Below are 18347 nucleotides of genomic sequence, written 5' to 3' on the forward strand. Positions count from 1 at the left end.
GCTCGGACGCCGTGGCGATAGCACGATCGCGCTTGCTCCCGCCCTTCGTCTTGACGCTGTTGCTGGACTGCTGCTGCTGCGGCTGGACCTCAGGATCGAGGCGCGGCAACGGATCGGCGGTGCGGCAGAAACCCTGCCCTGGCGCTTCCCGCGCCTGGGTCGCCGCTATCGGCACCGGACCGGCACCCGTCGTCAGCACCGCGAACAATGTCGCCGATGTCAGAAACTTGCTTTTCATGAACGCTCCCCGGCCCTCGCCACTACGGTTGATGCGAACCCGCACTTTGATTGCGACCGCTGCGGTGAACCATGGGTGAATTGCGCCGAACCGACTATGCCCGCGATCACATTGTCATCGCGCATCGGCCTGCGCTAAGGAGCGGCGCATGGCGTCGCAGTTCAATCCACACCAACCACATCCGATGATGGCGCGCGCCGAAGCGCTGGCCAATGCCGGGCGCGCGGACGAGGCGATGCTGCTGATCCGCCAGGTGGCCGCGCAAGGCCAGCCCGACGCCTTGTTCGTCCTTGCCCGCAACCTGTGGAGCGGCGGCGCCATAGCATCGGACCCGGTCGCGGCGCGCGTCCAGTTCGACCTTGCCGCAAAGGCGGGTCATGGCCCGGCGCGGATCCTCAGCACAAATTTGCTGGCGAGCGGCATCGCGGGGCCGCGCGACTGGTCCGCCGCGATTGCCCGCATGGCCGGCGAAGTCGCGATCGATCCGCGCCGCAAGCTGCAGATCGAATTGCTCAAAAAAATGGCGCTGACCGCGTCGGGCGATCCCGAAGTGTGCCGCAAGCCCGAACGGTTGGCGGAAGCGCCCGACGCCGTGCGGTACCCCGGTTTTGCCACGGCGGCCGAATGCGCCTATCTGCTCGACGTCGGCGGCAAAAACTATCGACCGGCCCAGATCAACGACGGCCGCGGCGGAACGCGACTCGACCCGATCCGCAACAGCGATGAATTCACGATCCAATGGTTGCTGGAAGACCCGGTGGTCCATGCGATCAACCGCCGTATCGCGGCGGTTGCCCAAAGCGACGCGGACTGCGGCGAGGCGCTGCAATTGCTGCGTTATCGCCCGGGTCAGCAATATCGGTCGCATTTCGATTTCAATCCGCAGCTCGACAATCAGCGGGTGCTGACCGCGCTCATCTATCTCAATCACGATTACAAGGGCGGCGAGACCAATTTCGTGAAGACGACGCTGAAGTTCAAAGCGCGCAAAGGCGACCTGCTGTTGTTCCGCAATACCCTGCCCGATGGCGCTGTCGACCCGGCATCGGAACATTGCGGCATGCCCGTCGTCAGCGGGACAAAATATATCGCATCGCGCTGGATCCGCGAACGCCGCTTCGTCCCCTGAGCCAGTCGATCAGACGGTACTGATCCGCGCGCCGGCATGGCGCTCGATCCTTCCCGCCAGTTCGAGTTCGAGCAGGACCAGCTGCACCGCCGGCGCGGGACGTCCCGACAGGCGGATGATTTCGTCCACCGCGACCGGCGTCGGGCCGAGCAGGTCGACGACGCTATGCCGGTCGTTGTCGCGGAGCGATCCCGCCGCGTCGACGTGCATCGGCGGCGTGACCGGCGCTGGCGCCGGTTCGCGTACCATCCGCCTGTCGATCGGCCCGATCGCCTCGAGCACGTCCTCGACCGTCTGGATCAGCGTGGCACCTTCGCGGATCAGCAGGTTGCAGCCCTGCGCGCGCGGGTCGAGCGGCGAGCCCGGTACCGCCATCACCTCGCGCCCATAATCCCCCGCCCGCCGCGCCGTGATCAGCGATCCCGACCGCGGCGCCGCCTCAATCACCACCGTGCCATGCGCCAGCCCGGCGATGATGCGGTTGCGCGACGGGAAATGCCGCGCCAACGGCTCGCTGCCCGGCGGCTGTTCGGCGATCAGCAACTGGTCGGTCGCAATCTTTTCCTGCAGCGCGGCATTTTCGGGCGGAAAGGCGATGTCGATCCCGCTCGCGATCACCCCCACCGTCGCTCCACCGAGCGCGCCAATATGCGCGGCGGTATCGACCCCGCGCGCCAGCCCGCTGACCACGGTGACATCGCGCGCCACGAGGTCGGCGGCGAGTTGGCGGGCGAAACGGCACGCGATCGCCGAAGCGTTGCGCGCGCCGACGATCGCGACGCATGGGCGCCGCAACATCGCGGTGTCTCCGCGTACGACGATCACCGGCGGCGCGCCCTCGACTTCGCGCAGCAGCGATGAATATTCGGGCTCGTCGCTGAAAATATGCCGCGCGCCGAGGTCGGCGACGCGCGCAAATTCACGCTCGGCAACCTCGATCGGCACGATCCGCGCCTTTCCTGCCCCGCCGCGCAGAACCAGTTCGGGCAGCGCATCGAGCGCCGCCTCGCCCGATCCGAACCGCTGCATCAACTGGTGCCAGCTGACCGGGCCGACATGCGGCGTGCGGATCAACCGCAACCGCGCTAGCCGCTCCGCAGGGGTCACGCGGCGGCGTCTTTCTTCGCGCCGATCCTAGGTTCGGTCCCGGCGCGCAGCCGCGCGATATTCTCGCGGTGCCGCCACAGCACGATGACCGCGAGTCCCGCCAGACCGATCGCGTAAACCGGATACCCCAGCGCGATCGCGGCGACAGGCGCAGCCACCGCCCCGAGCATCCCGCCGAGCGAGGAGATGCGCAGCAACAGGACCGCGCCAATCCATACCGCGGCAAAAACAAGCCCGATCGGCCAAGCCAGCGCGAGCGCAAGGCCAAGCAATGTCGCCACCCCCTTGCCGCCGCGAAACTTGAGCCACAGCGGATAGCAATGGCCGATCATCGCCGCCGCGCCCGCAATCATCGCGGCCTGATCGCCAAGCTCCGGCACGAAATGCCGTGCCAGCAGGACCGCGACCGCACCCTTCGCGCCATCGAGGATCAGGGTCGCCGCCGCCAGCCCCTTGCGCCCGGTGCGCAGCACATTGGTCGCGCCGATATTGCCCGACCCGATCTGACGCAGGTCGCCCGCCCCGAACAGACGGGTCAGGATGACTCCGAAAGGGATCGACCCGAGCAGATAGCCCATGGCGATCAGCAGCAAATTGGTCATGGTGTTCCTCGCTACGTTCGCGAGGGTTGTGGCGAAGTTGGCGCACGCAAGCAACGGATTAGGATGCGGTCGTCGCCATATTGGACAAACATCAAACTTCGTCATCCCGGCGAAGGCCGGGATGACGAGAAACGGAAGGCCGGAACAGATTGAGCCCCAACCGCCCCGCTGCTAATCGCCGCGCATGAACCCCGCCCCCGATGCCCCGATCCTGTTCTTCGACTCCGGCCTTGGCGGGCTCACCGTCCTCGGCCCGACGCGGGCGCTGCTGCCGACCGCGCCGATCGTCTATGCCGCCGACTATGCCGGGCTGCCCTATGGCCAGAAAAGCGAGGCCGAGCTCGCGGCGCGCGTCCCGGCGCTGCTCGGGCGGCTTGTCGAACGCTACCAGCCCCGGCTGGCGGTGATCGCGTGCAACACCGCATCGACGATCGCGCTCGCCCATGTTCGCGCCGCACTCGACCTGCCGATCGTCGGGACGGTACCCGCGATCAAGCCCGCCGCGACTCTCTCGAAGACCGGGGTCATCGGGGTCCTCGGCACCGAAGCGACGGTCCGCCAGCCCTATGTCGACGACCTCAGCGCACGCTTTGCGGGCGGCAAAACGGTGCTGCGCCACGGCAGTCCCGGGCTGGTCACCGGCGCCGAGGCCAAGCTGCGCGGCGAGCCGGTCGATCCTGCGGTGATCGCGCGCGCCATCGCAGGGCTGCGCGATCAACCGGAGGGGGACGCGATCGATGTGATCGTCCTTGCCTGTACGCATTTCCCATTACTCGCAGACGAATTGCAAGCCGCGGCAGGTCTCGGTGTAACCCTTATCGACGGCGCCGAAGGGATCGCCCGGCGGATCGCCGCCTTGACGCTAGGCCAGCCATGGCCCGCCACCGCAACGCCCGGCATCGCGGTGTTCACCCGCAGCGCCGACCGACCGCCACCGCCGCTTGCAACACTCGCGCCCTATGGCATCGACCGGATCGAGGCGATCTGACTGCTATTCGCGCCCCGCAGTGCAGGACGCCAGCCAAGCGCGCTGCTCGGCTTCCAAGCCATCATCGGTGGTCAATCGGCGGACTTTCGGAATACCGGCGTCGCGAACGGCGGTCGCGCAACTGAATGGCTTACCGCGCCGCCCTTCGTGAAGGCGACCCTTGCAGACATGGCGCATGTCGGTCGAGGTTCCCCAACCGACCTTTTCGGTGGAATCGCGGTAACGCGGTGCCTGATCGGCACAATGGGTGTCGGTTTCCGAACCGGGTCGTCCGCAGATCTTGTCGATCCGGACCGACGAGCCCTCGGCCGTGCCGACAAAGCGCAAGTAATAGAGGCGCCCGGACGCGAAATAGCTCTCTACGCCACAAACGCGATTTCCGCGCTGGGTCGTCAGGGCGTAACTGCAGACGCGATCGCCGCGATACGTGTCGCAGCGCTGCCACGATCCTTGGAAGGGCGCAGACACCGGATTTGCGGCGGAGGCGGCAAAGCCCAACGCCAAGACGGGTAGCAAGGCAATCATCACTACACGCATTTGGCCTGCTCCCCAAGAACCGCGCTGCGGTCCTATGCACAACTCAACGCCTTTTTTTATCGTCGTGCAAACCGGACGGCGGACTGGTACCTGATACTTTCGATGCGCTCGCCTTACGGTGGCGTCGATCACACTGATCGCCCGAATAATTTGCGAATCGTTTGCACTGGATTTCGGCCCAATTCGCCGTTATTGGCCCGCCTGTTAATAGCCGCCCAGAACGAGCGGCGCGGGAACCTGACTGCGGGGCCGGACCTTGAACTATAACGACATCTTCGCTCGCGCGATCGACCGGCTGCACGAAGAGGGACGCTACCGCGTCTTCATCGACATCCTGCGCAACCGCGGCGCCTTTCCCAATGCGCGCTGCTTTGCCGGGCATAATGGACCGAAGCCGATCACCGTCTGGTGTTCGAACGACTATCTAGCGATGGGCCAGCACCCCAAGGTCGTCGAAGCGATGGAAGCGGCGTTGCACGACGTCGGCGCCGGTTCGGGCGGCACGCGCAACATCGGCGGCAACACCCATTATCACGTCGACCTCGAAGCTGAACTCGCCGACCTCCACGGCAAGGACGGCGCGCTGCTGTTCACCTCGGGCTATATCTCGAACGAAGCGACGCTCGGCACGCTCGGCAAACTCTTGCCCAACTGCATCATCTATTCGGACGAATTGAACCACGCCTCGATGATCGCGGGCATCCGCAATTCGGGCTGCGAAAAGCGCGTGTGGCGCCACAACGACCTCGCGCATCTCGAAGAACTGCTGGCGCAGGACGATCCCGACGCGGCCAAGCTGATCGCTTTCGAAAGCGTCTATTCGATGGACGGCGACGTCGCCCCGATCCACGCGATCTGCGACCTCGCCGACAAATATAATGCGCTGACCTATTGCGACGAAGTCCATGCGGTCGGCATGTACGGCCCGCGCGGCGGCGGGATCACCGACCGCGACGAAGCCGCGAGCCGCGTGACGATCATCGAAGGCACGCTGGGCAAGGCGTTCGGCGTGATGGGCGGCTATATCGCTGCCGACAAGAATATCATCGACGTGATCCGCTCTTACGCGCCCGGCTTCATCTTCACGACCAGCCTGTCGCCGGTGCTCGTCGCCGGGGTGCTGGCCAGCGTCCGCCACCTGAAAGAATCGAGCGTCGAGCGCGACGCGCAGCAGGCGGCGGCGGCCTACCTCAAACAATGCTTCCGCGACGCGGGCCTGCCGGTGATGGATTCGACAACGCACATCGTGCCGCTGATGGTCGGCGATCCGGTGCGCGCGAAGAAGATCAGCGATATCCTGCTCGCCGAATATGGCGTTTACGTCCAGCCGATCAATTTCCCGACCGTGCCGCGCGGCACCGAACGACTGCGCTTCACCCCCGGCCCCGCGCATGACGAAGCGATGATGCGCGAGCTGACGCAGGCGCTGGTCGAAATCTGGGACCGGCTCGAACTGCGCAAGGCCGCGTGAAGGCCGCTGCCGCTTACGACGCAGTGGTCGTCGGACGCCGCTCGATCCGCGGCTTTCTCGACAAGCCCGTCCCGAAGGCACTGATCGCCGAGATCATCGAAGTCGCGATGCGCGCGCCTTCGTCCTATAACAACCAGTGCTGGAACTTCTCTGTCGTCACCGGCGCGCCGCTCGACGCGATCCGCCGTGGCAACACCGAAGGCATTTTGGCGGGCAAGCCCGACAGCCGCGAATTTCGGACCTTCAACGTCGTCCCCGACGAACATCGCGGCCGCCAGATCGAGGTCGCCAAACAATTGTTCGGTGCGATGGGCATCGACCGCGACGACAAGGCGGGACGCCAAGACTGGGTGCTGCGCGGTTTTCGCCAGTTCGACGCGCCGGTCAGCATCGTCGTGACCTATGACCGCGTCCTGCTCGGCAGCGACATCGCACCCTTCGACTGCGGCGCGGTGACCAATGCGCTGGTCAACGCCGCCTGGTCGCGCGGGCTGGGCTGCGTCATCAACAGCCAGGGCATCATGCAATCGCCGGTGGTGCGCGAGCATGCGAAAATCCCCGACGATCAGGTGATCATGATCTGCGTCGCGATGGGCTGGCCCGACGACGGTTTTCCCGCCAACGCCGTGGTGTCAAACCGCAAGAGCGTCGCGGACGCTGCGCGGTTCGTGGGGTTCGACGACTGACAATCGCCGGCAATGCGGCCCGTCCCGGGAGGGATGGACGGACCGCACCTGTGCCGGACGAAGGGGTCAGCCCGGCAGCAACACGCCATCGACGACGTGGATCACGCCGTTCGACTGCTTGACATCGGCGATGGTGATCTGCGCCTTGCCGCCCTTGGCGTCGGTGACATACCATTTGCCATCCTTGCCCCAGACGGTCAGCTTGGCGCCCTGAACCGTCGTCAGCGTCGCCTTGCCGCCATTGGCCTGGGCGTTGGCGGCCAGATCGGCGGCAGTCAGCGTGCCGGGCACGACATGATAGGTCAGCACCGCGGTCAGTGTGCCCTTGCTTTCGGGCTTCAGCAGCGTGTCGACGGTCCCGGCGGGCAGCTTGCCGAACGCGGCATTGGTCGGCGCAAAGACGGTGAACGGACCCGGGCTGGCCAGCGTGTCGACCAGCCCTGCGGCCTGCACCGCGGCGACCAGCGTGGTATGATCCTTTGAATTGACGGCATTTTCGACGATGTTCTTGCTTTCGTACATCGCGGCGCCGCCGACCATCGGGTTGGCGAGCGCAGCGCCGCCTCCGGCAACCATGACCAAAGCAGCAAGCGACGCGGAGAGTTTGGAAAGTTTCATCATACGATCCTCTGGTTTCTGGCACCCCGGAAATGCAGGATGCGGCGCAGCTACGGCACCGACCCGCCAACGGATGCACGACAACCTCAGATCGTGATAATTTTTCCGGACGCGACCGCGGCGCCGCTCGGCGCCGGGTGCGGCGTCTTGGACACCGGCTCCATCGTGATTGCCAGCGTTGCGCCTTCGGTCATCAGCAGGCGATGCGGCGGCGGCATCGTCATTTCGGCCTCGCCCGCATGGCCGATCTGCCCGAGCGAGACGGGCGCGCCGCCGTCGGGAATGACCCACAGTTCGGGCGCCAGCGTGCCGGGTTCGAAGCCGTGGATGCGCAGCTGCATCAGCCCGCTGTCCTGATGATAGCGCGCGAGCACCAGCGGCCCCGCTGGGTCGCTTTCAATGCGGGCGACCGCCAGCTGGGGGGTGGCGGGTGCGGGCGCCGGTACCGGCCGGGTGATCAGCACAAACGCAAGCGCCGCCGCCACGGCGCCCGACAGCAGCGCCCCGGCGCGCCAGCGGCGCAAGCGCGTCTCGATCGCCGTAACCTTGTCGGCGGGCGCATCGGCCAGCCGCCGTTCGATCGCGTTCCACACCGCAGCGCCCGGTTCGGCGTCGGTCCACTCGCCATGCAGCGGCGCCAGCTTCGCCTCCCACGCCGCGACCAGCGCCGCGAAGGCGGGATCGCTCAGCGACAGCCGCAACGCATCGGCGCGCGCCTGCCCGTCCAGCAGGCCGAGCGCCAGTTCGGCGGCGAGCGCGTCGCGCTCCTGATCGGGCGTCAGATGGTCATCCATCGCCAAGACAATCCTTCAGGCGCATGAGCCCGCGCCGTATCCAGCTTTTCATCGTTCCCAGCGGCACCTTCTCGCGCTCCGCCAGTTCAGCATAGGTCGATCCGTCGAAAAAGGCGGCACGGATGCACAAGCGGGTGCGATCCTCCAGCTCGCCGAGGCAGCGGTGCAGCTGTTCGCCTTCCTCCGCCGCGACCAGCGACTGGTCGGCGCGCGGGGCTTCGTCGGCCACGGCAAAGGCCGCCTGTTCGGGCAAGGTATCGCGCGCCGCACGCCCTGCGACCGAGCGCCGCCAGTCGATCGCGCCGTTGCGCGCGATCGTCGCCAGCCAGGTGATCGGGCTGGCGCGCGAAGCATCGAACTGCCCCGCGCGTTCCCACACCTTGATGTAGACGGTCTGCAAAACATCCTCCGCACTGGCCCTCTCGCCACAGATACGGAGGCAAATTCCAAATAGTTTCGCGGCGGTCAGGTCGTACACTTGGCGCAGCGCCGCCCGATCGCCGCGCCCGACCGCAGCAAGCGCCGCCGCTAGTCGCATTCGCGCCTCGTCCGCGCTCGATGGCCATTGCATGTCGCTCACCGCGCCAAGTCGTAGAGCGATCACGGGATTATTCAAGCGGCAGGCGCCCGCATCATCCCCCAGAAATGCGGCCCGCCGCCCGGCACATCCCATTCCACCTGCGTGACAAAGCCCAGCCGCTCGTAAAGCGGCACATTTTCGGGCGTCGCGGTTTCCAGCCAGCAGGGCACCCCGTCGGCGTCGGCAACCGCGGTTTGCGCGCGGATGATCCGCCCGCCATGTCCCTTGCCCTGGTGGTCGCGGCGCACCCCGACATAATGGAGGTACCAGAAGCGCCCCTGCGGCCGATGCGCGTCGATGCTGCCCTGCACCTTCAACCCGCGCGGCAAGGCGGTGCCAAAGGTCGCGATCAGCGGCAGGACGCTGCGCAGGAATTCCAGCGTCCCGCCGTGCGCCTGCCCCGGCGCACGCCACAGCGCCGCCGCTTCGTCGCCCGCTGACCGCAGCGCCACCCCGGCGCGCATATCGGCGGGGACGAGGGTATGGAACAGGCTACGTAGTGCGCGAGCCCGGTGGGCGGGATCGGGCAAAATCCACGACAGCGCCGGATCGGTCTGGAACGCCTGCGCCAGCGTTTCGATGAGCGCGGGCTGGTGTGCCTTGGTTGCCGTCGCTATTCTATCCATTCGCATCCCCGCTCGACGGCGTTCGTGCCGACATGAGTAAACCGTAGCCCTGAGCTTGTCGAAGGGCGCTTCTCGGATAGGCGCCCCCTTCGACGGCCTTACAGGCGCTCGGGACAGGCTTCGACAAGCTCAGGGCTACGGTAAATGCGGGGCGATCAGTTGCATTCCATTCGCCGTTAATCGCGGCAATAACCTTCGCCGTCCTTGACCTTCAGGCAATCCTTCTTGCCCGCCAGATATTTGAGGCCAGTCGCATCGCCGGTCGATGCGGCGAGCGTCAGCGTTTCGGTGCCACGGGTAAACGCAATGCCGCCATCGCTGTCGCTGCCGTCATAGCTGCCCTTGGTGTCGAGATCCGACTGCATCTCCAGCTTGTACTTGCCGGGTTCGCCGGGGGTGATCGTCACATACATGCCCTCGACCCCGGTCCATTTGCCCGCCCACGCCGCATAGCGGTGCGAGGTGGCTGCTTCCGTCGCTTCGGGCGGGGCCGTTTCGACCGGAACCTCGGTCGTCGTCGTATCGGTCGGCGCGGGCGCTTCCGCCTTCTCGCATCCGCTCAGAACAACCAGCGCCGCTGCGCCGGCGAAAATCAGGCCTTGCTTTCGCATCTTGCGTCTCCTTCCCCACTCCGAACGCTGCAAAGGAAACAAATATCCCGTCATTCGGCAAGAATTTCCGCATAATGACCGGGATCGACATTGCCCCCCGACAGGGTGACGAGCGTTGCATCGCCCAATTCCACCTTGCCCGCCAGCACCGCGGCCAGCGCCGCCGCGCCACCCGGTTCGACGACGAGGTGCAGCCGCTCGAACGCTACCCGCATCGCGTGCCGCACCTCGGCACGGGTCACCACGACCCCGCGCACGCCGCGCGCTTGCAGCACCGCGAAATTGATCGGCCAGGTCTGCGGCGTTTGTAGCGCGTCGCATTCGGTCGGATAGGCCAGATCCTCGACCGACAGGATTTCGCCTGCTGCCAGCGAGCGCGTCACATCGTCCCAGCCCTCCGGCTCGACGGCGATGATCTCGGCATCGGGACACGCCAGCGCCAGCCCAGCGGACAGTCCGCCGCCGCCGCAACAGGCCACCACCTTGTCCGGTCCCGCGATCCCGCGCGCCGCCAGCTGCGCCCGCGCCTCGATCCCTGCGCTCCCCTGCCCCTCGATGATCCACGGATCGCCATAGGCGTGGACCAATGTTCCGCCGCTCGCTTCGAGTAGCTTCGCCGCAACGGCATCACGCGATTCGGTCACGCGGTCGTACAGCACCACCTCGGCGCCGAGCGCGCGCGTCGCCGCCAGCTTCATCTTGGGCGCGTTACTCGGCATCACGATCGTCGCCTGGATGCCCAGCCGCTTCGCCGCCCAAGCGACGCCCTGCGCATGATTGCCGCTCGACACGCCGACCACCCCTGCCGCAGCCTGCTCGGGGGTCAGGTCGGTCAGCCGGTGCCAAGCGCCGCGAATCTTGAACGCACCGACCGGTTGCAGGCACTCGGCCTTGCACCAGATCGTCCTGCCGTCGACATCGAGCGGCAGCAGCGGCGTTTGCGGCAGCAGCGCAGCGACTTTCGCAGCGGCGCGTTCAACCCCGGCAAGGGTCGGTGCACGGTCGGGACGGAGAAGGGCATCGGGGCTTTGCTGTGTCATGGCTTCGTCCTATAGGGCCGGGCATACAAGACAAGCCGCATAGGTAGGCGTAGGAGATTTTTCGATGAGCAAGGTTCTGGTGATCGGCGCAGGCGGCGTCGGTTCGGTCGCGGTGCACAAGATGGCGATGAACCCCGACATCTTTCCCGACATCACGCTGGCCAGCCGCCGCAAGTTCAAATGCGATGCGATCGCCGAGTCGGTGAAGGCGCGCACCGGCGTCACGATCAAGACCGCCGAGGTCGACGCCGACCATATCGACGCGACCGCGGCGCTGATCCGCGACATCGGCGCGACGCATGTCGTGAACCTCGCGCTGCCCTATCAGGACCTCACCATCATGGAGGCGTGCCTGTCGACGGGCGCGCATTATCTGGACACCGCCAATTACGAACCGCGCGACGAGGCGAAGTTCGAATATCACTGGCAATGGGCCTATCACGACCGTTTCAAGGACGCCGGGCTAATGGCGCTGCTTGGCTCAGGCTTCGACCCCGGGGTGACCAGCGTGTTCACGACCTGGCTCAAGAAACATCATTTCGACCGCATTGACACGCTCGACATCCTCGACTGCAACGGCGGCGATCACGGCCAGCATTTCGCGACCAACTTCAACCCGGAGATCAACATCCGCGAAGTCACCGCGGTCGCCCGCCATTGGGAAAATGGCGACTGGATCGAAACCCCGCCGATGTCGGTAAAGCAGCAATTCGATTTCGAGGAAGTCGGCCCGAAAAATATGTACCTCATGTACCATGAGGAGATTGAAAGCCTGAAGACGCACCTTCCCGAAATCAAGCGCATCCGCTTCTGGATGACCTTCGGCGACGCCTATATCCAGCACCTCACCGTGCTCCAGAATGTCGGCATGACGCGCATCGACCCGGTGATCTACGAGGGCAAGGAGATCATCCCGCTCCAGTTCCTGAAGGCCGTGCTCCCCGAACCGTCGAGCCTGGGCGAAACGACCAAGGGCAAGACCAACATCGGCGTCATCGCAACGGGCCTTGGCAAGGACGGCAAGGAAAAGACGCTCTACCTCTATAATATCTGCGACCATGAGGACGCCTATGCCGAAACGGGCAATCAGGCGGTTAGCTACACCACCGGCGTCCCCGCGATGATCGGCGCCGCGATGATGGTCACCGGCACGTGGAGCGGCGACGGCGTGTTCAACATGGAGCAGATGGATCCCGATCCCTTCATGGACATGCTGATGAAGCATGGCCTGCCGTGGCAGGTGAAGGAACTGGACGGGCCGCTAAATTTCTGAGCGATATGACGCCTTGCGTCATTTCCGCGAACGCGGGAACCCATTAGCGGCGTCCAAATTGGGTTTCCCCTTCGCGGGAATGACGAGAGGTTGTTGATATGAAATTGCGAATGGCTGCGTTCACCTTGCTCGCCGCGATCACCACCCCCGCCGCCGCGCAGACCGGCGACGCCTACGCCCCCGCGCGCGCGATCGTGGCCGACATCGGCAAGATCGTTACCCCGAACGGGGTGCAAGAGACGTTCGAAGTCATGCTCGGCGGTGCGCGACAGGTCGTCAACGTGCGCGGTTCTGACAAGGCAAATCCTATCCTGGTCTTTGTCCACGGTGGTCCGGGCGCGGTCGAAATGCCCTTTGCCTGGACGTTCCAGCGCCCGTGGGAAGATGTCTTCACCGTCGTCCAATATGACCAGCGCGGCGCCGGGCGCAGCTATCCGCTGAACGATCCCGCAACGCTTGCGCCAACGATGACCGTCGAGCGGTACCGCGACGATGCGATCGAACTGATCGACCTGCTCAAACAGCGCTATGGTAAGCGCAAGGTAGTATTGATGGGACACAGCTGGGGATCGATCGTCGGCCTGTCGGTCGCGGTGAAACGCCCCGACCTGCTCTACACCTATGTCGGCGTCGGGCAGGGCATCGATTTTCGCGAGGGCGAAAAAACGGGCATGGCGTGGACGCGCGCCAAGGCGCTCGCGGCGGGCAACACCAATGCGGTCGCCGCGATCGACGCGCTTGCCCCCTATCCAGCGGGCGAGTTTACGATCGCCAAGGCCGACGGCTGGCGCAAATATGCGATCCCCTACGGGGCGCTGATGTACAACAAGCCCGACCTCGACCTCTATTTCCAGACGCCACGCCTCTCGCCCGAATATAGCGAAGCCGATCGCAAGGCATGGGGTCAGGGCAGCGCCTTTTCGGTCACCACGCTCTGGCCGCGCCTCGCCGATGTCAGCTTTCAGAAGGTAACGAAGATGGACGTGCCGATTGTTTTCCTGCTCGGACGGCACGATTACACCGTGCCATCGCCGGTCGCCGCCGACTGGTTCGCACGGGTCAAAGCGCCCTCAAAGAAGCTCGTCTGGCTCGAACATTCGGCGCATATGCCAATGGTGGAGGAGCCGGGACATTTCTTCGCCGCCCTTCTCCGCGACGTGCTGCCGCTGACCAAGGAGTAATGTCGGGATGACCGCCTATCTCGCCCCCATCGGCCTGCTCATCATCTCGAATATTTTCATGACCTTCGCCTGGTATGGGCACCTCGGCGACATGTCGCGGCCGCTGTGGCTGGCGGTGCTGATCGCGTGGGGGATCGCCTTCTTCGAATATTGCCTCGCGGTCCCTGCCAACCGTATCGGCTACGCCGTTTATACCGCAGCCGAACTCAAGACCTTGCAGGAAGTCATCACGCTCGTCATATTCGCCGGGTTCGCGGTCTTCTGGCTCGGTGAGAAGCTGACTGTGAACCATCTCGTCGGCTTTGGCCTGATTGCGGCGGGGGCTTTCTTCATCTTCAAAGGCCCGATTGCGGTCGCATAGGAACAGAACGACATGGAAACCCGTGCCGGCGACCTCGGAGCTTTCGCAAGCTTCGACCTCAGCCGCGTCCCCTCGCCCGCCTTTGTCGTCGATGCGGCGAAGGTCCGCGCCAATCTGTCGGTGCTGCGCCATATCGGCGACGCATCGGGTGCGCGCGTGCTCGCGGCGCTCAAGGCGTTTTCGATGTGGTCGCTGGGCCCGACGGTAGCGGAATATCTCGACGGCGTCTGCGCGTCGGGCCTGTACGAAGCCAGGCTGGGCCGCGCCGAATATGGCGGTGAAGTCGCGACCTATTGCGCGGGCTACAAGGAAGCCGACCTACCCGAAATCGCCGCGCTCTCGGACCATCTGATCTTCAACTCGCCGGGACAGATCGCCCGCTTTCTTCCGTTGCTCGATGACCTGCGCGCGCAGGGCGTGGCCTTCGACATCGGCCTGCGCATCAACCCGATGCACAGCGAGGGCGAGGTCGCGAAATATGACCCGGCCGCGCCGTGCAGCCGCCTCGGCTTTCCGATCACTCAGCTTCTCCCCGAGCATATGGAGGGCGTCGATGGCGTCCATATGCACAGCCTGTGCGAACAGGATTTCCCGCCGCTGCAACGCACGTGGGACGCCGTCCAGCCGATGCTGCGGCCGTTTTTCGGCCAGCTTAAATGGATCAATTTTGGCGGCGGACACCATGTCACCCGCGCCGATTATCAGGTGGACGACCTGATCGCCTTCCTGAAACAGGTGCGCGCCGCGACCGATTGCGACGTGATGATCGAACCCGGCGAAGCGATCGCGCTCGACGCGGGTATCCTTGTCGGCGAGATCCTTGATCTGTTCGACAATGGCATGCCGATCGGCATCACCGACATTTCGGCGACCTGCCATATGCCCGACGTGATCGAAGCCCCCTATCGCCCCGCGCTGCTAGGCGAAGGCAGCGAGGGCATGCCGACGCGGCTCGGCGGTCCCTCGTGCCTCGCGGGCGACGTGATCGGCGATTACCGCCTCCCCGGCGGTGCGCGCATCGGCCAGCGCTTCGCTTTCCTCGACCAGGCGCATTATTCGATGGTGAAAACCAATACGTTCAACGGTGTCCCGCTGCCGTCCATCTGGTTGTGGGACAGCGAAACCGATGAGCTCCGGCTGATCCGCGAATTCGGGTATGAAGACTTCAAGACGCGGTTGAGTTGAGTCGATCCTCCCTGTCGCGCAGCGATGGGGAGGTAGCAGCGCGGAGCGCTGACGGAGGGGCTTTGGCGCCGACGTCGCCGCCCCTCCACCACTCGCTGCGCGAGCGGTCCCCCTCCCCATCGCTGCGCGACAGGGAGGATCAGCTGCCCACAACCTCCGCCAGCGCCGCGTGAATGTCGCTCACCACCACCGACCCCTCACCCACCGACGACGCCACGCGCTTGACCGATCCCTTGCGCACGTCGCCGATCGCGTAAATCCGCGGCCAGCTCGTTTCGTAGCGGCTTGGCATCCGGTCGAGCGACCAGCCGGCTTTGACCAGCTCCATCGGCGCAATGTCGGCACCGGTTTTCACGAAGCCGCGCTCGTCGCACACCATTTCCTTTGGCAACCAGCCGGTGTTCGGACTGGCGCCGAGGAACAGGAACAGGAAACCGCAGTCGCAATGCCCTTCGTCGCCGGTCTCGCGGTCGCGATAGGTCAACCCGCCCAGCCGATCCTCGCCGTGCAGCGCGACGACGTCCGTCGATCCGATGATTTCGATATTCGGATGCTCTTCGAGCCGCTTGACCAGATATTCCGACATCGTTTCGCGCAGGCTCTTGCGGCGGAAGATGACATAGACCTTCTTCGCGACGCTCGCGAGATAGATCGCCCCCTGCCCCGCCGAATTGCCCGATCCGACGACGGTCACCTCGGCATTGCCGCACAGCTGCGCCTCCATGGGGGTCGCACCATAATAGATGCCGCGCCCCTCATAAGCCTCGATCCCCTCGATCGGCAGCCGCTGATATTGCGCGCCTGATGCGACCACCACCGCGCGGCTGCGCAATTTTCGCCCGTCGGCCAGGTGCAGGCAATAGGCGTCTTCGTCGCGCACGATCGACGCCGCGCGCACCGGCGCGGCGACCCGCGCGCCGAATTTCTGCGCCTGCACGGTCGCGCGGCGCGCCAGTTCATTCCCCGAAATGCCCGTCGGAAAGCCGAGGTAATTTTCGATCTTCGACGATGTGCCGGCCTGTCCGCCCGGCGCCAGCGAATCGAGCGCGATCACGGTCAGCCCCTCGGACGCCGCATAGACCGCCGCCGCGAGCCCACCCGGACCACTGCCCACGACCAGCACGTCGGCGGTCGCGCCGTCGGGCAGCAAATCGAGCCCCAGCGCCGCCGCAAGCTGTTCGGGGGTCGGCTGGACGAGCATATCCGCCGCGCCAAGGATCACCACCGGCAGTTGATCCTCGGCAAGGTCGCGCTCGGCGAGCAGGTGCGCGGGGACGGGTCCGTCGGCGGGATCGAACCAGCGATGTGCGACGCCATGCTTCGCGAGCAGGTCGCGCAGCGCATAGACGCTGCGGTCGAGCGCCGCGCCGATCACGATTGTCGCGGCAAAGCCACGCTGGTTGCTGAATTCGCGGCGCGCCGACAACACGCGGACAAAGATGTCCGAATAATGCGAATTGCCCGCGATCAACCGCTGGAAATCGGCGTGCTTGATGCGCAATATCTCCCCATCAGCGCCCATTTCGACGCGCGACAGGTGGCGCTGTCCGGTCAGCACCGACAGATCGCCCGCAAACTGCCCGCGCTCCATCCAGCCGACGCGCTTTGGCCCGTCATCGGTCGATGCAAATATGTCAGTGTGCCCCGACAGGGTGACGATGCAATCGGGTGCCATCGTCCCTTCGGCGACTAGCAGGTCGCCCGCCTTGTGCGATTCGATGGTGCCAAAGGCGCAGAGTTCGTCGAGCTCGGAGTCGGAGAAGGTGTGATTGACGTCGGATCGGGAGACCATGGCATGCCGCTTTCTTTTTTCGTTACCCCGGCGAAGGCCGGGGTCTCACCGGTGCGTCGATATGAGCTGTCGAGATCCCGGCCTTCGCCGGGATGACGAACATAATTGGGACTCAGCCTAGCTGACAGGCGATTGTTTGTCGCGTCTTTGCCCCGCTCGGCGCACCACTGCCTCGCTTCGCCCCTGACATTACCGTGCCATTACAAAATTGCGCGATGGGGTCTTTACAGGGGGGACCCCCCTCAATATATCGCCCTCCGCTGCCCCAGGGGGACTTCCAATAACCGCAAGGCAGCCTTGTCGTTTACCGTTACACTTTTGGGGGTCCCTTGCATTGCACCAGCATCATAGCGCCCACGGGCTGATTCAGGCACTTTCGCCGGTCGAACCTGTTACGCTTGTCCGCCCGCACGCCGCGCGGCGCGCAGCGCGTTTCTTCATCGACCGCTTTCCCGGCACGACCCTTTATGCGGTCAAGGCGAATCCGTCGCCCGACCTCTTGCGCGTGCTGTGGGATTCGGGCGTCACCCATTATGACGTCGCGTCGATCGCCGAAGTGCGGCTGGCTGCGCGTACGCTCCCCGAAGCGACGCTCTGCTTCATGCATCCGGTGAAGGCGGAGGAAGCAATTTCCGAAGCCTATTGGAAGCATGGCGTGCGCACCTTCTCGCTCGACACGATGGACGAGCTCGAAAAGATCGTCCGCGCGACCGAAGGCGCAACCGACCTCAACTTGCTCGTACGCCTGCGCGTCTCGTCGGACCATTCGAAGCTCAGCCTCGCGGCCAAGTTCGGCGCCGAAGCCGATGAAGTCGTCGAGCTGCTGATGGCGACCCGTCAAGCCGCCGACGCGCTCGGCATCTGCTTCCACGTCGGCAGCCAGGCGATGACCCCGCACGCCTATGCGCAGGCGATGGAGCGTGTCCGCGCCGCGATCGTCGCGGCGTCGGTCACCGTCGACATCATCGATGTCGGGGGCGGCTTTCCGTCGTCCTATCCCGGCATGGAGCCGCCGCCGCTCGGCGCCTATTTCGACACCATCCACCGCAGCTTCGAAAGCCTGCCGATCAGCTATTCGGCCGAACTATGGTGCGAACCGGGCCGTGCTTTGTCCGCCGAGTACAGCTCGCTGATCGTGCGCGTCGAAAAGCGCCGCGGCGACGAACTCTATATCAACGACGGTGCCTATGGCGCGCTGTTCGACGCCGCGCATGTCGGCTGGCGTTTCCCGGTCTCGCTGCTGCGCGATGGCGGCAGCGATGCCGAGATGGTGCCGTTCAGCTTTTACGGCCCGACCTGCGACGACCTCGACCATATGACGGGGCCGTTCTTCCTGCCGGCGGACATCAAGGCGGGCGATTTCATCGAAATCGGGATGCTCGGCGCCTATGGCTGCGCGATGCGGACCAAATTCAACGGCTTTGGTGCCGATGAAACCCATGTCGTCAGCGACGAACCGATGACCAGCCTCTACACCGGCGAAGTCGAGCAGGAACGCCGCAGCGCGACGGTGACCAAGCTGTTCTGA

Annotated in this window: 20 protein-coding genes; 9 read left to right on the forward strand and 11 right to left on the reverse strand. The window is 65.1% G+C overall.

The genetic code is table 11. From position 1 onward, the window contains the following. Positions 1–238: hypothetical protein (locus FFS18_RS12500; protein WP_137871072.1), on the reverse strand; the 238-nt coding region annotated here is incomplete at its 3' end. A 148-nt stretch (positions 239–386) separates the two neighbouring features. Between FFS18_RS12500 and FFS18_RS12505 the strand changes: the two genes are divergently transcribed. Next, on the forward strand, positions 387–1367 hold the full coding sequence (locus FFS18_RS12505) for a 2OG-Fe(II) oxygenase (RefSeq protein WP_137871073.1): 981 nt from the start codon (positions 387–389) through the stop codon (positions 1365–1367). A 9-nt stretch (positions 1368–1376) separates the two neighbouring features. Here the strand turns inward: FFS18_RS12505 and dprA are convergent, their stop codons facing one another. Together dprA and plsY are read right to left on the reverse strand one after the other, a co-directional pair. After that, on the reverse strand, positions 1377–2474 hold the full coding sequence (dprA, locus tag FFS18_RS12510; protein ID WP_171005308.1) for a DNA-processing protein DprA: 1098 nt from the start codon (positions 2472–2474) through the stop codon (positions 1377–1379). After that, positions 2471–3076 (reverse strand): glycerol-3-phosphate 1-O-acyltransferase PlsY, encoded by a 606-nt coding sequence (gene plsY / locus FFS18_RS12515; RefSeq protein WP_137871074.1) that lies wholly within the window; start codon positions 3074–3076, stop codon positions 2471–2473. Before plsY ends, dprA begins: the two co-directional genes overlap by 4 nt. A 184-nt stretch (positions 3077–3260) precedes the next feature. On the opposite strand from plsY, the gene murI reads away from it, so the two are divergent. Beyond that, positions 3261–4064, forward strand: coding sequence for a glutamate racemase (gene murI, locus FFS18_RS12520; RefSeq protein ID WP_137871075.1), 804 nt, complete (start codon positions 3261–3263; stop codon positions 4062–4064). Between the two features lie 3 nt (positions 4065–4067). Here the strand turns inward: murI and FFS18_RS12525 are convergent, their stop codons facing one another. Beyond that, complete coding sequence (locus FFS18_RS12525; RefSeq protein ID WP_137871076.1) at positions 4068–4601, reverse strand: hypothetical protein; 534 nt, start codon at positions 4599–4601, stop codon at positions 4068–4070. 256 nt (positions 4602–4857) lie between these two features. On the opposite strand from FFS18_RS12525, the gene hemA reads away from it, so the two are divergent. Together hemA and FFS18_RS12535 are read left to right on the forward strand one after the other, a co-directional pair. Continuing rightward, positions 4858–6072: a 5-aminolevulinate synthase gene (hemA, locus tag FFS18_RS12530; protein WP_137871077.1), complete on the forward strand. Its 1215-nt coding sequence runs from the start codon at positions 4858–4860 to the stop codon at positions 6070–6072. After that, positions 6069–6758, forward strand: a complete 690-nt coding sequence (locus tag FFS18_RS12535) for a nitroreductase family protein (RefSeq protein ID WP_137871078.1) — start codon at positions 6069–6071, stop codon at positions 6756–6758. Before hemA ends, FFS18_RS12535 begins: the two co-directional genes overlap by 4 nt. A 66-nt stretch (positions 6759–6824) precedes the next feature. Here FFS18_RS12535 and FFS18_RS12540 read toward each other — a convergent pair whose 3' ends face one another. From FFS18_RS12540 to FFS18_RS12565, 6 genes are all read right to left on the reverse strand, one after another. Then, positions 6825–7376 carry a fasciclin domain-containing protein gene (locus FFS18_RS12540; RefSeq protein WP_120218207.1) on the reverse strand — a complete coding sequence of 184 codons (552 nt, stop codon included), beginning with the start codon at positions 7374–7376 and terminating at the stop codon, positions 6825–6827. Positions 7377–7462: 86 nt separating this feature from the next. Further along, the gene (locus tag FFS18_RS12545) at positions 7463–8170 is read right to left on the reverse strand and encodes an anti-sigma factor (RefSeq protein ID WP_137871079.1); all 708 of its coding nucleotides are present in this window, start codon (positions 8168–8170) and stop codon (positions 7463–7465) included. Then, positions 8163–8741, reverse strand: coding sequence for a sigma-70 family RNA polymerase sigma factor (locus FFS18_RS12550; RefSeq protein ID WP_137871110.1), 579 nt, complete (start codon positions 8739–8741; stop codon positions 8163–8165). Before FFS18_RS12550 ends, FFS18_RS12545 begins: the two co-directional genes overlap by 8 nt. Before the next feature lie 41 nt (positions 8742–8782). Next, a complete protein-coding gene (locus FFS18_RS12555) occupies positions 8783–9376 on the reverse strand; it encodes a GNAT family N-acetyltransferase (protein ID WP_171005309.1) in 594 nt (197 codons plus the stop codon). 176 nt (positions 9377–9552) lie between these two features. After that, on the reverse strand, positions 9553–9987 hold the full coding sequence (locus FFS18_RS12560) for a hypothetical protein (RefSeq protein WP_137871081.1): 435 nt from the start codon (positions 9985–9987) through the stop codon (positions 9553–9555). Positions 9988–10037: 50 nt separating this feature from the next. Then, positions 10038–11027 (reverse strand): threonine ammonia-lyase, encoded by a 990-nt coding sequence (locus FFS18_RS12565; RefSeq protein ID WP_137871082.1) that lies wholly within the window; start codon positions 11025–11027, stop codon positions 10038–10040. Between the two features lie 64 nt (positions 11028–11091). Here FFS18_RS12565 and FFS18_RS12570 point away from each other — a divergent pair, with 64 nt between their 5' ends. The 4 genes from FFS18_RS12570 to FFS18_RS12585 all read left to right on the forward strand — a co-directional run bounded on the left by FFS18_RS12570 (position 11092) and on the right by FFS18_RS12585 (position 15027). Next, positions 11092–12300, forward strand: a complete 1209-nt coding sequence (locus tag FFS18_RS12570; protein WP_137871083.1) for a saccharopine dehydrogenase family protein — start codon at positions 11092–11094, stop codon at positions 12298–12300. A gap of 110 nt (positions 12301–12410) precedes the next feature. Beyond that, positions 12411–13481, forward strand: a complete 1071-nt coding sequence (locus FFS18_RS12575; RefSeq protein WP_249340392.1) for an alpha/beta fold hydrolase — start codon at positions 12411–12413, stop codon at positions 13479–13481. A gap of 7 nt (positions 13482–13488) precedes the next feature. Then, positions 13489–13842, forward strand: coding sequence for a DMT family protein (locus FFS18_RS12580; RefSeq protein WP_120216515.1), 354 nt, complete (start codon positions 13489–13491; stop codon positions 13840–13842). Positions 13843–13854: 12 nt separating this feature from the next. Continuing rightward, positions 13855–15027 (forward strand): carboxynorspermidine decarboxylase, encoded by a 1173-nt coding sequence (locus FFS18_RS12585; RefSeq protein ID WP_137871085.1) that lies wholly within the window; start codon positions 13855–13857, stop codon positions 15025–15027. Positions 15028–15166: 139 nt separating this feature from the next. On the opposite strand, the gene FFS18_RS12590 is transcribed toward FFS18_RS12585, so the two are convergent. Continuing rightward, positions 15167–16819 (reverse strand): FAD-dependent oxidoreductase, encoded by a 1653-nt coding sequence (locus tag FFS18_RS12590; protein ID WP_137871086.1) that lies wholly within the window; start codon positions 16817–16819, stop codon positions 15167–15169. Positions 16820–17153: 334 nt separating this feature from the next. Between FFS18_RS12590 and FFS18_RS12595 the strand changes: the two genes are divergently transcribed. Continuing rightward, complete coding sequence (locus FFS18_RS12595) at positions 17154–18347, forward strand: type III PLP-dependent enzyme (protein ID WP_137871087.1); 1194 nt, start codon at positions 17154–17156, stop codon at positions 18345–18347.

Origin of the sequence: Sphingopyxis sp. 2PD (assembly GCF_005503695.1) — a bacterium.
Classification (GTDB): domain Bacteria; phylum Pseudomonadota; class Alphaproteobacteria; order Sphingomonadales; family Sphingomonadaceae; genus Sphingopyxis.

Excerpts from the sequence above, each read along its gene's own strand:
- FFS18_RS12505 (WP_137871073.1), top strand. The coding sequence starts at position 387 with ATGGCGTCGCAGTTCAATCCACACCAACCACATCCGATGATGGCGCGC.
- plsY (WP_137871074.1), bottom strand. The coding sequence starts at position 3,076 with ATGACCAATTTGCTGCTGATCGCCATGGGCTATCTGCTCGGGTCGATC.
- murI (WP_137871075.1), top strand. The coding sequence starts at position 3,261 with ATGAACCCCGCCCCCGATGCCCCGATCCTGTTCTTCGACTCCGGCCTT.
- FFS18_RS12525 (WP_137871076.1), bottom strand. The coding sequence starts at position 4,601 with ATGCGTGTAGTGATGATTGCCTTGCTACCCGTCTTGGCGTTGGGCTTT.
- FFS18_RS12540 (WP_120218207.1), bottom strand. The coding sequence starts at position 7,376 with ATGAAACTTTCCAAACTCTCCGCGTCGCTTGCTGCTTTGGTCATGGTT.
- FFS18_RS12545 (WP_137871079.1), bottom strand. The coding sequence starts at position 8,170 with ATGGATGACCATCTGACGCCCGATCAGGAGCGCGACGCGCTCGCCGCC.
- FFS18_RS12550 (WP_137871110.1), bottom strand. The coding sequence starts at position 8,741 with ATGCAATGGCCATCGAGCGCGGACGAGGCGCGAATGCGACTAGCGGCG.
- FFS18_RS12555 (WP_171005309.1), bottom strand. The coding sequence starts at position 9,376 with ATGGATAGAATAGCGACGGCAACCAAGGCACACCAGCCCGCGCTCATC.
- FFS18_RS12560 (WP_137871081.1), bottom strand. The coding sequence starts at position 9,987 with ATGCGAAAGCAAGGCCTGATTTTCGCCGGCGCAGCGGCGCTGGTTGTT.
- FFS18_RS12565 (WP_137871082.1), bottom strand. The coding sequence starts at position 11,027 with ATGACACAGCAAAGCCCCGATGCCCTTCTCCGTCCCGACCGTGCACCG.
- FFS18_RS12570 (WP_137871083.1), top strand. The coding sequence starts at position 11,092 with ATGAGCAAGGTTCTGGTGATCGGCGCAGGCGGCGTCGGTTCGGTCGCG.
- FFS18_RS12575 (WP_249340392.1), top strand. The coding sequence starts at position 12,411 with ATGGCTGCGTTCACCTTGCTCGCCGCGATCACCACCCCCGCCGCCGCG.
- FFS18_RS12580 (WP_120216515.1), top strand. The coding sequence starts at position 13,489 with ATGACCGCCTATCTCGCCCCCATCGGCCTGCTCATCATCTCGAATATT.
- FFS18_RS12585 (WP_137871085.1), top strand. The coding sequence starts at position 13,855 with ATGGAAACCCGTGCCGGCGACCTCGGAGCTTTCGCAAGCTTCGACCTC.
- FFS18_RS12590 (WP_137871086.1), bottom strand. The coding sequence starts at position 16,819 with ATGGTCTCCCGATCCGACGTCAATCACACCTTCTCCGACTCCGAGCTC.